Raw genomic sequence first — 15,631 nt, 5'->3', positions numbered from 1 at the left:
TCGCAGTTCGGTTGTGGCCGATTTCGCTCGAGGATTTTCCACGCACGGTCCCGGCTCCGCCACTCTCCTTCGGAGCGCAGAGCTGTCGATCCTCGGCAACGTTAAAGCTTAAGTTAGTTCGAGAGAATTCGTCCACGATCGGGACGGCCGCGGCGAAAGCGCCTGAGAGAAACAACCTTCAAGCGTCCTGGTATGGCAGTGCGTGCGGATTGGCGATCCCGGGATCTCATAGGAATCTACCCAAATTGTAACCCCATCCCGCCATCCCCGCGGCGACGCGGGCGCCTCGATACAACTCCACACGGAGGTTCCTGGACGCAACACCGATTTCTACCAGGTCGTCACTACCTTGTGAAAGCGCACGAGACGTCTGTTGAAGACCTACAGGTTTGCGGGGTCAGCCTTCACCCGATACCAACGCGTCGTCCTTCAACCGGCATAAAATCACGGCTGGTGAGGTAGAGTCAGCACCGGATTCTGATCGAAAAAGTTGGACGGACGGATCAAAAAGTCGTGCCACAAAGTCGGCATGACAGGCCAGTCTTCCAGGCGCACGATGTGATGGAAACCTAGCGTATACCAGGCCACAATATCGGTATCTTCGATGTTGCGATTCGCCTTCGTCCACTCCGGCAGACCCTGCATGCCCGGACTACTGCTCACATAGGTGCCCGCCGCGTAACGCTCTTCCGGCTCATATGGTGTGACCCACATCTGGTGCAGCGAGAAGCCGCCAACGCGCTGCGACGCGTCATCCGGAGAGACGATCGGCACCGCGGTCGCCGCAGGCATGATCTCATAGCCCGTCGCGTACCCCAGCTTGCCATGCACACTTGGATTGATAAAAGTAAGCATCGCCGGACGCTTGTAGTCCAGGTTGATCATGCCCTCTTTTTCGGTCTTTGCAATCGAAGGCTGGACCGCCCAGATACTCGTCCGGTTGTTGGTGGAGATGGTCTGCGGGACCATGCGATCGACCATAAAGCTGTTCTTCGCTCCGTCTACATCGAGATCCAGTCGAAAGGAGAAGTAGTGATCGTGATTCACCGCCATCAGATTGGGCGCGACCAGAGTGCCGTAGCTCGGCTCTGCCGGCCCAACGCCCATCTTGTCTTCAACATGAGTCTCCTTTACACCCTTGGTCTCAACCACGCCGGTAGCGCCAACCGCGACACGGATCGTCCCATCCTGCTGAAAAATCCAGTCAAGAAGATAGTCGTAGTTGCCAAGTACCGCGGCACTGCGCAAGACCAATTCGCGACTCATCCGGCCGCTGTTCCCGTTCTCGAAATGACGCCATGCGGGGTTGTCCGTGACTCGCTCGAAGAGACATCCAAGATTTTCTCGGCGCAGCGGTTGTCCCTTCGAAGACGGAGCATAGCCGGTGAAGAACTCCGCCCGCTCCGGGCAATCGTCCGCGCCCAAAGGCTTGATCAGCCCCCCGTAGAGAAACTCGCCCGCATCCAGGAAGGAGCGCCAGCTCCATCCAGCATCCTTCTCCATATAAGGGACGTACATCTCGGAAAGCGATCCTTCGTACATCACCGGCCGAAGCCGATCCCCGTCCTGATAGGAAACTTGGTTGATGACCGTCCCAATTCGCGGATCCAGCCGGAACCGGAAATGCCAGTTCTGCCACGATATGTCTCCCGTATTGCTGATCGTGTAAGCCGGACCCTGCGGCTGTGACACCGTCAACGGAGTCGTGCCGGGCCGCGCCCGGGCGTCGGCCTCTTCGAAATTAATATCTTCGCGAGGCATAGGCAGAGCGCCCGTATCGATCACCTTCAGAATCTTCTGCTGTCCGAAGTCCGCGAGAATGTACAGGCCTTCAATGATCCGGCCCCATGCATGATAGGCCCCATGCTGGTCAGTGCAGTCGCCGTAGCCGATGCGATGACCTTCCTCTTCGGGAAAGACGCGGAACGTCAGCGGGATCGGCTCACATGCCACCGTGCTCAGGTCGGTGATGCCGCGTACCTTGAGTGCCGCCAGCACGCGCGGATCCTTGATTGCTATTTCACTAATCGCATTAAGTTCGGCTTCCGAGATAGGTGCCTGCACGCCCGGTATCTCTTTATAGAACTCGAGTTTTCTACTGTTGATATCCACACGAGCTTCGAACGTCTTGCCTTCACTGGTCAGCACTACATCCGCCTCGCGCGGGATCGCGTCCCCCGGGTGCCAGGCGAAGACAACGTCCTTCACCGGTTCGTGGAGCAGCAGGCTGCCCACAAACGTACTCTCGGTAAGGTGGCCACTCTGCGCAAGAACATCATGAACAGTCCAATATTCCGCCGTCGACAAGCCATCCAGCGGGTGATGAGGATATGCCTGTTGCCCAGGCGCGTTCAACGAAATGCAAGCAACTATCCCCATCGCCAGAGAAGACTTGAACAGGCCAGACTTGACTGAAGTGGAGTTGGCCAGAAGAGACTTAAGAGTGCCCATGAGGAAAACCTTTCTCGTCGAGAACTTCGACTATGAAGCGATCAAGTCACACGCGTCGCGGCCCGTGAAAGCGAAGTCGCTACTGCGGAACCGCGGCCAGTGGCACGTCAACCTTGGTCGATGCGGACGAACCGTAATCAGCGGTATACACATTGCCGAGAGTTCGATCGACGGCAATCGCATAGGGGTGATCGCCTGTCCGGAACTCGCCGGTCACGCTGTTCCGAGCGCCGTCGATCACAGTGACGCTGCCGCTATGCACGTTCGCGATATAGACCCGGTTCTGGGCCGTGTCTACCGCAATCGCCTGCGGATGCCGACCTGCCTTCAGCGTTGCGACCACTTTCGCCGTCGATGCATCGATGGCGCTGACCGTCTCATCGCCGTAATTCACCGCATAGATCATATGCGTAGAAGGATTGACAGCAACCGCACAGGGAATATTTCCGACCGCGATCGTCCGCAGCTCATGCGTCTTCACATTCAGCGCCACGATGTCCGCGGTTCCGGTATGCGCCAGGTACAGCGTGTCGGAAGCCTGGTCGAGAGTCGTGCCCCAGATGTGGCCGCCCACTGTCACTTTACTCAGGACGCCGGTCTCCGCATTGACAATCCGGATCTCGGGAGCTTCATACGTCGTAAGGTAGAGCGTGTCGCTGCGCGTATCGACCGCGATCCCGTCCGCGCTCCCCGTCTTGATGGATCGCGAAGCATTCGTCGCCCCATCGATCACTGTTACGATGTTGTCGTAGGTGTAGGTCACAAAGACCTGGCCAGTCACCTCGTTGAGGGCAAGAGTGTAGGGATGAGATCCAGCCTTGACGGTCGTAATCACTTTGTCCTGCTGTCCATCAATGATGCTGACCGAATCACTGCCAGTATTGACGACATAAATCTTGTCTAAGACTTGATTGATGGCGATGGCGACTGGGCCATCACCGACCTTGATCGTCTTCTTCGATCCGGTAACTTCGTTCGTGACAAGGATTGCGCCGTCATCTTCATCGACCGCATAGACCTTATGCGTCGCAGCATGAATGGCGACGCCGGCGCTCGTGATCAGCCTACCGCTCGGCCCACTCTCCTCACCATGGAGTCCGCAGACCGCGGAACCTAGAATGGCAGTCAACAGGGCGGCGCGCGCCGGCAACGAAGCTATTCGTACCGAACGGGAACTCAAGTTCATCTTGTGACTTGGCTTCAGCATGGACTATATTAGCAGACATTACAAAGTCTCAAGGGTCAAGCAAAATCCTTATTAAGCACAATCCTTAATAAGCAAAACACGATAAACAAAAACCGATAAGCAGGAAAAACCTTGTCGAAGACTCCCGCTCTCCGCTTCCAGATTCTCATTGCCGTGTTCTTCGCCGCGGCGATGACCGCCTTCGCGCAGGACAAGCCGTTTCAGGTCCTCGCCTTCTATTCCACAAACGTCGAGCAGGACCATGTCGACTTCGCCATGCAGGCTTTAAAGTTTTACGCGCAGGCGGCGGAACGTGACCACTTCACCTTCCGCTCTACGTCGAATTGGAACGATCTCAATCCGGAAGTGTTGAAGCAATATCAAGTGGTCGTGTGGCTGGACGACTTTCCATCAGAGCCCGCTCAGCGAGAGGCCTTCCAGGCTTACATGGAGCATGGAGGAGCGTGGCTAGGCTTTCACATTTCCGGTTACATCGATCGCCGCGAGACCTGGCCATGGTTTGCCGACTTCCTCGGCGCCGTGTTCTACGGCAACAGCTGGCCGCCGCTTCCCGCAACTCTGGACATCGATGATCCCGCATCGCCCGTGACTAAAGGACTGCCGTCACACTACCTCTCTCCAGCCAACGAGTGGTACAGCTGGAAGCCCGATCCCCGGCAAACCCCATACATCAAGGTGCTCATGACGCTCGATCCCTCCAACTATCCGCTGGGTTTTAAAGACACCCTCACCGGGGGCGATATTCCTGTGACCTGGACAAACACCAAATACAAGATGATCTACACCAACATAGGCCACGGCAATAAGATCTTCACCGAACCCCTGCAAAACTCCTTCATCGAGAACATCCTGCTGCGGCTTGGTGGCCGTGGATAGCGATCAAAACCGTGCCCAATCTTAGCCCCGGGGTCACCGCCCCTTCACCATCGTTCTCACCGAGTACAAACTCGTGTGCGTCAGAATATAAAGTGTCTTGCCATCGCTCCCGCCGAAGAGTAGCTGCAATGGTCTCTCCGGCACCTTGATCTCGCCGACTCGCTTCCCCGCCGCATCATAGACAAACACCTGGCCGGCGGCGAGGTAAACATTGCCGTCCGCATCAACCGCGCCGCCCTCTCCGCCCTGTTCTGCGAAGAGCACTGGGTTGGAAATTGCTCCATCGGCGCCTACCGTGACACGCCAGGTCTTTTCTTCTGACTCGTCTGAAACATAAAATGGCGCCCCCGGCATAGTAGGCGATAAGCCAAAGGCGCGGACGACATCCTGCATCCGGATTCCGTAGTACAGATCGTCGTCGATAAAGTCCTGCTTGACCGGGATAAAGACGCTTCCGTCCGGCGAGATAAACTGCCAGGGGCGCGGTGCAACGATAGCCTGCGAAAAATCATTCTCGCTTCGCCAGTAATCGACCGGAAGCACGACTGCCATTCCCGGCCTCGGCGCCGACGCTTGCGGCGTCAAAATTGAAATGCTCTCATCCCGGGATTCGGGCTTGATCGCGTACACCGTAGACTTGCCTGCATAAGATACCACCAGTAAGTCGCCCGACTTATCAAAGGCAAGGTTGACGGGCTCCAGCGGATTATCTCGGACCTTTGTCAGAAAGTGCGAGCTCTCGTTCCACCGGTAGATGGCGTTCCATCGCGCGTCGACAAAATACGGATCGCCGGACGGCCCGACCGCACCGCCCGAACCATTGAAGAAACCACCGGCGAGCTTCTGCACCGTCGCACCCGGCTGGACAATGGCCGAAGCGCTACCCTCCGGCTCTGCAGCCGGCGCATCGCCCGAGATGTCTAACCCCGAGATGTCTAACCAGGAGAATTCCCGGTCTCGGATCTCCACATGATGGGTCTCATCGTAGATGCCATTATCGAACGACGCTTTGCTATCGCTATAGCAGTGGAAGTTGCGAAAGTGGATATCGCGGGAGTTCGTCACTTTCACCGCATACGGGAACGGCTGATAGGTGCTCACTACCCGGTATGAATGATAGTTCGCGAACGTAATATTACTCGAGTCTTGGACCTCGATCGGCAGAGCGAACGGCCCTTCGCCGCTCTCTTCTTCGGTCTGCAGCGCGTAAATATTCCAGTTCGACGCATGCCGCACCATCACTTCGTTGCGAACATGGTGCTCGCTCGACAGCTCATACACTCTTCCCGGCGTTGACGTATTCGAGATATACAAACCCGCCTGGGCGAAGGTGCTCGGCGTCCATATATTCACAAACGTGCCACCCCCGCCATTCGTGACCCATAAGCTGGGATACTGAGCATTCCAGCGCCGCTTGATGTTCGAATCGGCAGTGTGAGTGTTGTTGTAGATGCTCCACCCATGATGATTCTCGTTCGGAACCGGAGTGAGGTCCGATGTACCATGGCCGCCCAGAAATCTGACGTCATTCATCATCGAACTGCTGCCTGCCATCCACTTCGCCGCGACCGCTCGCGGGTTGATGCCATTGGTATACAAGCCAATCCCTGTGACGATATTCGTCCCCTGCTGCGGCGTTTCGATCAGCGGTTTAGCCTCGCCGACCCCCTGAAAGGCAGGCGTCGAATCAGCGATCAGAATGCGCGTGATGCTCGGATGCAGGCCAACCAGGACCGTGTCCGGCTTCAGCTGGATCGTATCCGTCACCAGGTATTGCCCTGACGGAAAGTACAGCGTCCTGTGTGCAGCGATAGCTTTTTTCAGGACCTCGGTATCATCCGTAATTCCATCCCCGCGCGCACCAAGACTCCGGACATTCACCCAGGTATTCATGGGCGGCAACTCCACAATGTCAGACGCAACCGGAGCCGGCAAACCGGTTAACGCAGAAGCGTCAAACACGTCCTGAATCGTGCCCGGGTCCCCGGCGTCTCGAAAGTGCAGACCATGCGAGAACACCTTCACGTCATACAAAGCGCCAGCCCCATCGATCCGCTTGCCGCTTACACGAAACAAGGCAAAGGAGCGCACATCCTGGCAGACGACCCCTTCCATATTGATTTCGGTATGCGCATTATGTTCGTTGCTGATAACGAATGCAGGCCCGCTGATATCTTCAAGCCTCGCATCTTTCACCCAGAGTTCATCGGCATAGCCCGGATCGATCTCGACCGCGCTTGGAACATGACGGAACTGCGGGCGAATCAAAGTAAGACCAGCTTCATGCTCGCGAATCGCGGCGACACGCTGGCCGTCAAAGGTCGCATCGATGACCGAAAACTGCCAGCCGGGCGAAGGCTTCTTCGTCCATATTCCATACTGCCCGCCGAAGAAGTGCACATCCTGCGCGACATTGCCGCCGTCATGAATACCGGCCAGGCCGGATCCAATATGGAAGTCCATGTGGGCCAGATAGCAGTGCTGCGCATACCGTCCTCGCACTCCCACCGCGCCAGGATTACCCGCCTGTATCTCGATATCAACGTTGCTTAACGCCGAGTAAAACGTCCCTGGATTCGCATCCGCAATCTTGGCAATCGCTCCGCTTATGTTGCTTCGCCGTGAGGGACGGTCGCCCGCAAAGAAAACCATATAAGCCGGGCCGTTCTGATAAAACGGCGTACTTGGCGCGACCGTGAAAACCGGCCTGGTAGGCCCATATCCGATCAGTCGAATACCCGGCCAGACATAGATTGTATGGCTGAGACGATACCGTCCAGACGGAATGAAGACGATGCCTTCGTGGTTGCGCGCCTCTTCTTGATCGATCGCCTGCTGAATCACCGCCGTATCATCGACTCTTCCATCAGCATGCACTGCAAACGTCGGTGCCGTTAAGTAAGTGGCCTTCGCATCGTCCAGGCGCTCCGGGTAGTACGACGCCGCGAGAGCAGATGGAACCGAACACCCCGCCAAACAAACAACCAGAAAACGAGAGATCATTCCGCCTCGGTAATTTGAAAAAATATGGTCGCGCTAACTTCGGTAGGTAAGACCATCGCGAAGCACCCGCATCTATTTCTCTATCTTGCTTTCGAACACACCCTGCTTCTCGGGGTTCAACTGCAGTTCCTTCCAGGTGACCCGTAGATGCTCTTTCAAGTCCTTGTATTTGTGATATTCCTGGACCTCGCGCTCCGCATCCACGTTTCTTCCCAGCCGGTGATAGACCGTGCTCAAGCGAAAGTGAATGACGGCATTCGTCGGATCCAGCCGCACGGCATGCTCCAGCAGTGGTTCTGCCTTTGCAGGCTGGTCCATCGCCAGCAGCATTTTCGCCACTTCGTAGTTCGCCTCCGCGTCGTCCGGCTGCAACTGCAGCGCCCGTGCACCAAAGGCATAGGCCTTCGTCTGGTCATTCGCCTGCATTGCGATCTCCGCCAGTCTTAGCTCCGCCCTTTCGTCGAATGAATTCTGCGCTAGCGCCGCTTCATATTCCGACTTGGCTTCCACGCTCGATGCGGCCGTAGCTGGCAGACTGCTTAACATCTCCGCCAGCTCGAAATGAAGCCCCGGCAACTTGGGATCGATCTTCAAAGCCTCTCGATAATGCACAATCGCGCTGGCGGTGTCGCCGCGTCTGGCGGCTTCGTGGGCCGCCGCCTGGTACATAAGCGCCGACTTCGGCGCCACCAGCGATAAGCTGAGAATCGCCTGCCGTGCCAGGTCGGAATGGATTTGGTACGCGGTATAAAGCAATTGTGGATTCTCCGGGTCGAGCGCCAGCAGCGTACTTACCACCGCAGCCGCCTTCTCCAGATCGTCACTCGCCGAGTCAAGCTCAACCAGCTCCAGCCCTGCCTCAATTCGAATCTTCTTCTCCTGAAGCTCCGGCAAAGACTTCTCAAGGTCGCTGCGCGCGGCTGCATTATCACCGGATCGATGCTCCGCCATGCCGAGCAGCGCCTGGATCTTCCATAGGTCCGGCTTCAACCGCAGCGCCTCGCGAAGCTGAGGGATCGCGGCTGCATAGTTCTTCTCGAAAAAGAGCAGCACTCCCAGGTTGCCGCGAGCGTCTACGTTGGCAGGGTCAAGCGCAACCACCGCCTCAAATTCTGGAACTGCCTCCGCGGGCCGGTTCTCGCTCAGCAATCGATGTGCCTCACGAATATGCGCCTCTACCTGCTCGGTCGCTGAGCTCGACTGGCATACCCCATAGGCGGAGATACCCACCAGCATCAGCAAAAGAGAACCACGAATACCCAAACGGATCATTTCGGAATCGTATCGCGATTGACGCAAGGCAGGCGTTGAGTCAGCCAGTCCCGTAAATGGTGACGAAGGGCGACGCGGCAAGCCATCGCCCTCCAACAATGACAACCTAGAAGGAGACCCGTGCGCTGATCTGCATCGTGCGGCCGAGAACCGTGGTTGAGCTGATGGTTCCCGCGCCCTGCGGTCTGCCGGGTGTCGATAAATTGACAGGGTCGTTGAAGTTCCCATCCGGAGCATCGAAATCAGGATGGTTGAAGATGTTCGTCGCATCCGCGCGTAACTGAAGTCCGACCCCCTCGGTGAAATGGAAGGTCTTGCCCATCGAGAAGTTCGTCGTATCGATCCCCGGCGCGCGCAGAGAGTTTCTCCTCGAGTTGCCGAAAGTCGCATTCGCCGCGGTGACAAACGCCGTCGGATCGTACCACTCGTTAATGCTCTTGTTGATGTACTGGGCAGGCCGCAGCACGTTCGGATACCAGGCGCCCGCCTGGGAGTAGGAGTTGTTCGGGCCGTTATAGACCACCGTGAACGGGTTCCCGCTCTGGTTGATCACGATGGCCGAAACCTGCCATCCGCCTATCCCCTCATCCAGCAGGTGATTCTGGTTCAACCACCTCTGCCCGATGCCGAACGGCAGCTGATACACAATGCTGCTCTTCAAAGACTCCCGAATATCGAAGTTGGAGGGAGCATAATTGCTTCCTGGATCATGGAAATTCTGGAAGTTAATCGTGCCGCCCTGGCCATTGAATGGTGACACGTCCATGTCATCCAGGAATTTCGACCACGTATAGGCAGCGCTGAACGAGATGCCGCCCTCCAGCCGCTTCTTGATCTGTGCCTGCAGCGAGTTGTAATTGGAGATAGCGTTGAAAGTACTTCCGCCAATCTGCTGATATTGCGGATAAGGCCGGCCAGTCGGATTGTCGTTCGGCGACAGATTCTGTACCGGCACCTGATTGATATCGCCTTTGAACTGCATGTTGGCGCCGTGCTTTCCGACATAGGCAAGCTCCGACACAATCCCGTGAGCGAACTCCCGCTGCACTCCCAGCGACCATGAATACAAATAAGTCAACGGGGTATGATACGGGTCATAGTTCGGCGCGTTCTGACCGTTGTACGCCGTCGCAGAGGTCGACGCATTGAGGTAGGGCAGCGGAGTCACGGTGCCATAAAAATTTCCCGGCCCCGACAGCGTCGTGAGTGGCGTAATGCCGTTGGTCTGGTCCTGCGCGCTTCCTGATTGCCCGTATCCGACCCCCTTTGCGTTCCCGTACTGGTCGACGCTCCAAGGCGTGGTGTACATTCCCCATCCGCCGCGAATCACCATCGTCGGCTTGATCGAATATGCGAACCCCAGCCGCGGCAGCACACCCGAGTAGACATTCGCCTGTGCCTGGGTGCGGTTGGCCGCCGGCGAGAACCACATCGCCCCGTAGTTGCCGGAGACCGTATTGAAGATCGTCGGATCGAAGTCTCCCATCCGGTTCTTCACCTCTCGCCAGCCTTCTTGAATCTGATACCGCAAGCCAACGTTCACCGTTAGATTGGGCCGCAGCTTGATGTCGTCTTGAACGAAAACCTGCGGGCTCTTCTGCCGGCCGCCGAACAGCGGCGAATTGGTGGCGCCCCAACTCTGCACATCGCCTAATAGAAAGTCGGCCCAACCCGCGCCACTTCCCGTAGCCGCCTGGCTCGCCTGCGTGTATTGCCCGGAAAAAGTGAAGTCTCCCGCATCCACATTGCCCCAGTTGGTTGAGTTATCCTCCAGCATGATCAGCTCGCCGCCGAAATGCAAAACGTGCTTGCCTCGGATCAACGTCACAACATCCGATGGCTGATACACGTTCTGCACATAGTCCGTGTTCGTGCCCGAGTAAGGCGAATCGCAGCAAACGTTCCCGTTGATCGTAAGGTTGGGGAAAACATCGGCTTTCGCATACTGCAGTCCGATCGCCGCTGGTATGCCGAGCCCCTTCGAAAACGGCGTCAAATAACTCCCCTGGCGATTGAAGCTGAAGCGAAATTCGTTGACCAGGTTCGAGCTGAAGGACCATACGTCGGAGGTCTGACTCGAATAATCCGAAGTGTCATCGTGATAGCAGGCCACCGGGCATACCCACTCCGAATACACCGGGGAATTTGCGTCCCGCACCGCAATCGACGACGTCAACCGGTTCTTGCTGTTGAAGTCATAATCGATCCGTCCAAAAATCCGCGTCGAGGGGTACGGAGTCGGCACCACATAGTAGTAATCACCGTTGATTCCCTGGGTGGTATTTTGATTGGGCTGAGGGAAGTATTTCAGCATGTTTTGCGCGACCGGGTCGACGCGGCCTGCGGGAATGACGTTGTCAGTCGCGAAAGGCAAACGGCATGTCTGCCCATTCACCGTCGTCTGGGTCGCCGGATCGAAAATCTCGCCTTGATAAACGACATTGCCGTTGCAGGGGTTGATGATGTTGTTCCCGTTGCTGTCGGTGACCGGCAGCTTGTTTCCATTACCATCCAGCGGCATCAGCTGCGTCAGGTCAAATTGTCCGTTTGCCGTATTCACGCCCTTCAGGGCGTCGGTCGGCATGGAGGCGAAGTTAGTATAGGACTGGTTATCGATGCTCTTGTCGTAGTTGAAAAAGAAGAACATCTTGTTACGCCAGAAGGGGCCGCCGATCGATCCGCCAAACTGGTTGAACTTCAGCGGCGGTATCCGCTGATCGGGCGCATTGAAGTAGCTGCGCGCATTCAAAGCATCATTCTGAAAATGTTCGTAGGCCGAGCCGTGAAACTGGTTCGTGCCGCCCTTGGTAATCTGGTTGAAAACAACCCCGCCGATCCCGTACTGAGCGGAAAAATTCGAGTCCTCGATGTCGACTTCTGCGACCGTGTCGAAGGTATCAGTCTCTACATCGGCGCTATGCGGGTTCGTCACCGAACCGCCATCCGAAAGGAAGTTGCCGCTGTAAGGCATACTTCCGTTCAGCGAAACTGCTGCTCCCGGAGTTGTAACTCCATTCGCCGATGAAGCGCCCGCGCTTCCTGGCAGGAGGATAGTAAAGTTTGCCCAATCTTGCCCCACTTGCGGCAGCTGCAGCATCGTCTTTTCATCGAACGTAGTCGACTGCTCCCCGCTCTCGGTGTGCAACAGCGCCGCGGTATCGGTGGTTACGACAACTCGCTGAAATTGGCTCCCCATACTCATGTGGCCGTTCAATGTGATCGTGCCGATATCAAGCGTAATCGGGCCCAGCACCAGGGCCTCAAAGCCGGGCGCCGTGATCGTAACCCGGTACTGACCGTGCGGCGTCGAGACCGTGTCGTAGAGCCCGTCCTTGTTCGTGGTGAAGAGCTTCTCTTCCCCCGTATCTACATTAACCACCGATACCGATGCTTCCGGGATCACCGCACCCGTCGGATCGGTCACCGAGCCGCGGATCGCGCCACTCGCGGAACTCTGAGCTCGCGCAACCGTTCCCGTACATAGCGATAGACAAACCGCGATCAAACAGCCGCACCACCACTTCGTCTTTTTAGAAGTAAGCCCGCTTTGAATAAGGTTCATGTTCTTCGTCCTCCCGGTGATGCGTTCGTACTTGCTCTCAGGCCCCTGCTGTGCAGCGGTGCGGGGCTACCAGGCTGGAATTTCCTGTTGTGACGGCGCTTTCAAAACTTCCTGCGTCCGTCCCTCTCTGCTTGCTAAAGGTTCCACGCGCCGAGAGGCTCCAATGAAGTGCTGATAGAGCCGACATACTTCGTAATGATTAGTTAGGATATACTCTCACTCACAACCGGTTGGCAAGGTTTTTTTGTAACCTCGGCACCCGATGTTAACCTCGCCCTGAAGATGGATCGCGGGAAGCTATGGCAACATGGCGCGCCCAGCGTATATCGCTACTTCTTCGGCGCAGGGAATCGACCCAATGCAGCACAAAGTCTGTGAAGAAAATGGAGGCGCCTTGAAGCGACCGTCAATATCCACACTGCTTGCTCTGCTCTTCCTCTGTGCAGCAGCGGCGCAATCCGCTTTCTCTGCGGAGACATCCCCAAAATTCCGGGTCATCGTGCTCGCGGAAAAAGGCGGCATCCATCAACCATTCGTCGACGCAGGAAAGATCTGGCTTAATGAATTAGCAGCAAAGGATAACTTCGCCGTTGACTACATTGAGGACACCGCACCAGTCAACGACGCATTTCTCGCCAGATATCAGTTATTCATTCAGCTGAACTACGCTCCGTACAATTGGACGCCAACCGCGCAGGCGGCCTTCATTAAATACATCGAGCAAGGCAAAGGCGGGTGGATCGGCTTCCATCATGCCACTTTGCTCGGCGAATTCGATGGCTTCCAGATGTGGCCCTGGTTCTCTAAATTCATGGGCGGCATTCGATTCACCGCCTATATTCCCACCTTCGCGGATGGCGTCGTCACCATCGAGGATCCCGCCCACCCAACAATGAAAGGTGTTGCCAGCCCATTCCTCATCCAGCAGGAAGAGTGGTACACCTGGGACAAATCCCCGCGGCCCAACGTTCACGTGCTCGCCAGTGTCGATGAAAGCACTTACAAGCCAGACACCAAGACAAAGATGGGCGACCACCCCGTCATCTGGACGAACCCGAATTACAAGGCCCGTAACATCTATATCTTCATGGGCCATCATCCCGAGCTCTTCCAGAATCCGGCCTTCACCAGAATCTTCACCAACTCCATCTACTGGGCCGCGCAGCAATAACCTGCATGCATTACTGAGTGCCAGGTTCTGCTTCAATCAGCACGCGAACCGACGGCGTAACCGCCAGGAGCAGCTCCGCATGATGGGCAGCCGTTGCCTGCACCAGGGCAAGCTGCTCGTTGCGGCTGTCTACGGAGATTGGCTTTCCCGCCTCGATAGCGTCAAGCGCCGCTAGCCCCAGCACTCCCAGCTTCGATAGATCCTGCGACAGCGGGGCCAGTCCCAAGCGCAAATGCGACGCTGCCAGGTAAGGCTCGAGCCGCGCATCGTTGTCACGCCATTGCGAAAACTGCCGCCGTAACTCCAGGCGGACAGACGCATCATGAGCTGCCCTCGCCGCCAGCGCGTTGATCGACCGCGAGTAGTCGCTCTCCGGCGGTACGGAATCGACCAGCCGATTCAACGGCGCCGTCACATCATAGACCTGCGTTTGCTCGCGATCGTATTCCTTGACCGGCTCCACCGCCATCGCCAGTGTCTCAAGTAGCGGCGCCGGCAGGTCATCGCCTTCAATGCGGCCCAGCATCATGCGGCTGCCAGTTTCATGTTCCAGACCGCGCCATGCCAAACTCCTGCTCAGAACCGAAAGTCGCCGATACATCGAATCAACATCCGTCACCCCTTCGGCAGACCAGAGCCGCTCCGCGATCGCTCCCATTCGAGGCCAGATGCGGTTGTCGAGGTTCTCCGGCGTGACATACTCGGTCCACTGCGCCGCCTCCCCACCCAGAATGTTCGCCTTCTCCGCCGGCGACAAAGCCGCACTTTTACCCGCCAGGGGATCGACAGCATAATGGTACGAAGCCGAATGCATCAGATCGAGGTAATATCCGGCCGACAGAATTGTCTTGTAACCCGACTGCGCCGCGGACGCCAGTGAATCCGCGCCACGCCAGGATTGAATCAGAGACTGCTTGGGCAGGTCGCTATCCAGGATCTCGTCCCAACCCTCCATGATCTTGCCGTCCTTGTGAACAATCTTCTCCACCCTTCTGGTGAAGTAAGTCTGTAACGCATGGTTGTCCTTGATGCCGTGGCTCCGCATCCATCTTTGAATCTCCGGGTCATGGTCCCAGTACTTGCCATCCACCTCATCGCCGCCAATATGAAAATATGCATCGGGAAACAGCTTCGCCATTTCGCCGAACGCCGTCTCCAGCAACTTATAAGTAGAGTCTTGCGTAGGATTGAGCGGCGGCCGCAGATCGTCATGTTGCGACTGCACCAACCGGGCAGGCGCAGTCCCGGACGCAAGCCGTGGATAGGCGACGATCCAGCTCACCGCATGGCCCGGCACATCGAACTCCGGAACCACGCGGATTCCGCGGTTGCGAGCATACGCAATCAACTCCCGTATCTGGCTCTGGGTATAAAAAAGACCGCCGGATGCCGCTCCCGTAAGCTTCGGGCAGCGTCTGCTTTCCACTCGAAACCCCTCATCATCCGACAGGTGCAGGTGCAGCACATTGAGCTTGACTTCAGCCATCCCATCGACGTTCCGTTCGATGGCCTGCAGTGGCATAAAGTGCCGCGAGACGTCGATCATCATCCCCCGCCAAGCAAACCGCGGCGCGTCGTCGATCCGGACATAGGGGATCCTCCATCCATGCGGTCCCGGCTCAACCAGCTGCAGCAAGGTCTCGAGGCCATGCAGAATCCCCAATGGGTTCGCTGCCGTCAGCTCGACGCCAGTCCCGCTGACCGACAGATGATAGCTCTCGTCTTCGTCCACCGCCTGGACGCGGCGACCGACGCCCGTGCAGCGAATGGAAAGAGTGGCTCCATCGGGCGTTCCATCAAAACGACGATCATAGGGGACGCCGGTTTCCGTCGAGAGGTTCTTGAGGAATCGCGCAACCGCGCGCCGAACCCGGTCATCTCCACCGGTGACTTCAATCCGTAGCGCATGGTCAACAGTGAGAAACCCGTCCTGCACGATCGCCGCCGACGGCCACGGCATGAGGTTGAGATCCGCCGCGTTGCCTGCCGGCCCGGCGATCAGCAAACAGAACGCTATCCCGCAGACTTTCATCGGAAAAGAGCTTCGCACAAGTTAGACCCCGAATAAGAAGTCGCCGTATCCATGAAG

The 15,631-nt window shown here is 57.0% G+C and carries 8 protein-coding genes; 2 read left to right on the top strand and 6 right to left on the bottom strand.

What is annotated here, in order from left to right:
• Window positions 1–444: 444 nt before the first annotated feature.
• Both ACPOL_RS11025 and ACPOL_RS11020 read right to left on the bottom strand, forming a co-directional pair.
• On the bottom strand, window positions 445–2,451 hold the full coding sequence (locus ACPOL_RS11025) for a copper amine oxidase (protein ID WP_114207112.1): 2,007 nt from the start codon (window positions 2,449–2,451) through the stop codon (window positions 445–447).
• Window positions 2,452–2,530: 79 nt separating this feature from the next.
• Complete coding sequence (locus ACPOL_RS11020) at window positions 2,531–3,637, bottom strand: YncE family protein (protein ID WP_161557296.1); 1,107 nt, start codon at window positions 3,635–3,637, stop codon at window positions 2,531–2,533.
• Window positions 3,638–3,769: 132 nt separating this feature from the next.
• Here ACPOL_RS11020 and ACPOL_RS11015 point away from each other — a divergent pair, with 132 nt between their 5' ends.
• Window positions 3,770–4,534 (top strand): ThuA domain-containing protein, encoded by a 765-nt coding sequence (locus ACPOL_RS11015; RefSeq protein WP_236657399.1) that lies wholly within the window; start codon window positions 3,770–3,772, stop codon window positions 4,532–4,534.
• Between the two features lie 33 nt (window positions 4,535–4,567).
• Here ACPOL_RS11015 and ACPOL_RS11010 read toward each other — a convergent pair whose 3' ends face one another.
• The 3 genes from ACPOL_RS11010 to ACPOL_RS10990 all read right to left on the bottom strand — a co-directional run bounded on the left by ACPOL_RS11010 (window position 4,568) and on the right by ACPOL_RS10990 (window position 12,371).
• Window positions 4,568–7,537 (bottom strand): glycosyl hydrolase family 28-related protein, encoded by a 2,970-nt coding sequence (locus ACPOL_RS11010; protein ID WP_114207110.1) that lies wholly within the window; start codon window positions 7,535–7,537, stop codon window positions 4,568–4,570.
• A 72-nt stretch (window positions 7,538–7,609) separates the two neighbouring features.
• Window positions 7,610–8,890: a tetratricopeptide repeat protein gene (locus ACPOL_RS33115; RefSeq protein WP_236657398.1), complete on the bottom strand. Its 1,281-nt coding sequence runs from the start codon at window positions 8,888–8,890 to the stop codon at window positions 7,610–7,612.
• Between the two features lie 25 nt (window positions 8,891–8,915).
• Window positions 8,916–12,371 (bottom strand): TonB-dependent receptor, encoded by a 3,456-nt coding sequence (locus tag ACPOL_RS10990; RefSeq protein WP_114207107.1) that lies wholly within the window; start codon window positions 12,369–12,371, stop codon window positions 8,916–8,918.
• 307 nt (window positions 12,372–12,678) lie between these two features.
• Here ACPOL_RS10990 and ACPOL_RS10985 point away from each other — a divergent pair, with 307 nt between their 5' ends.
• The gene (locus tag ACPOL_RS10985; protein WP_236657397.1) at window positions 12,679–13,542 is read left to right on the top strand and encodes a ThuA domain-containing protein; all 864 of its coding nucleotides are present in this window, start codon (window positions 12,679–12,681) and stop codon (window positions 13,540–13,542) included.
• Between the two features lie 10 nt (window positions 13,543–13,552).
• Here ACPOL_RS10985 and ACPOL_RS10980 read toward each other — a convergent pair whose 3' ends face one another.
• Window positions 13,553–15,574: a beta-N-acetylhexosaminidase gene (locus ACPOL_RS10980; protein WP_114207106.1), complete on the bottom strand. Its 2,022-nt coding sequence runs from the start codon at window positions 15,572–15,574 to the stop codon at window positions 13,553–13,555.
• Between the last annotated feature and the right edge of the window lie 57 nt (window positions 15,575–15,631).

The sequence above is a fragment of the Acidisarcina polymorpha genome (assembly GCF_003330725.1).
GTDB lineage: Bacteria > Acidobacteriota > Terriglobia > Terriglobales > Acidobacteriaceae > Acidisarcina > Acidisarcina polymorpha.
This window is presented reverse-complemented; position numbering and strand designations above follow the sequence as displayed.

Coding starts and splice junctions, on each gene's coding strand:
- ACPOL_RS11025 (WP_114207112.1), bottom strand. CDS start 2,451: ATGGGCACTCTTAAGTCTCTTCTGGCCAACTCCACTTCAGTCAAGTCT.
- ACPOL_RS11020 (WP_161557296.1), bottom strand. CDS start 3,637: ATGAACTTGAGTTCCCGTTCGGTACGAATAGCTTCGTTGCCGGCGCGC.
- ACPOL_RS11010 (WP_114207110.1), bottom strand. CDS start 7,537: ATGATCTCTCGTTTTCTGGTTGTTTGTTTGGCGGGGTGTTCGGTTCCA.
- ACPOL_RS10990 (WP_114207107.1), bottom strand. CDS start 12,371: ATGAACCTTATTCAAAGCGGGCTTACTTCTAAAAAGACGAAGTGGTGG.
- ACPOL_RS10985 (WP_236657397.1), top strand. CDS start 12,679: ATGGCGCGCCCAGCGTATATCGCTACTTCTTCGGCGCAGGGAATCGAC.
- ACPOL_RS10980 (WP_114207106.1), bottom strand. CDS start 15,574: ATGAAAGTCTGCGGGATAGCGTTCTGTTTGCTGATCGCCGGGCCGGCA.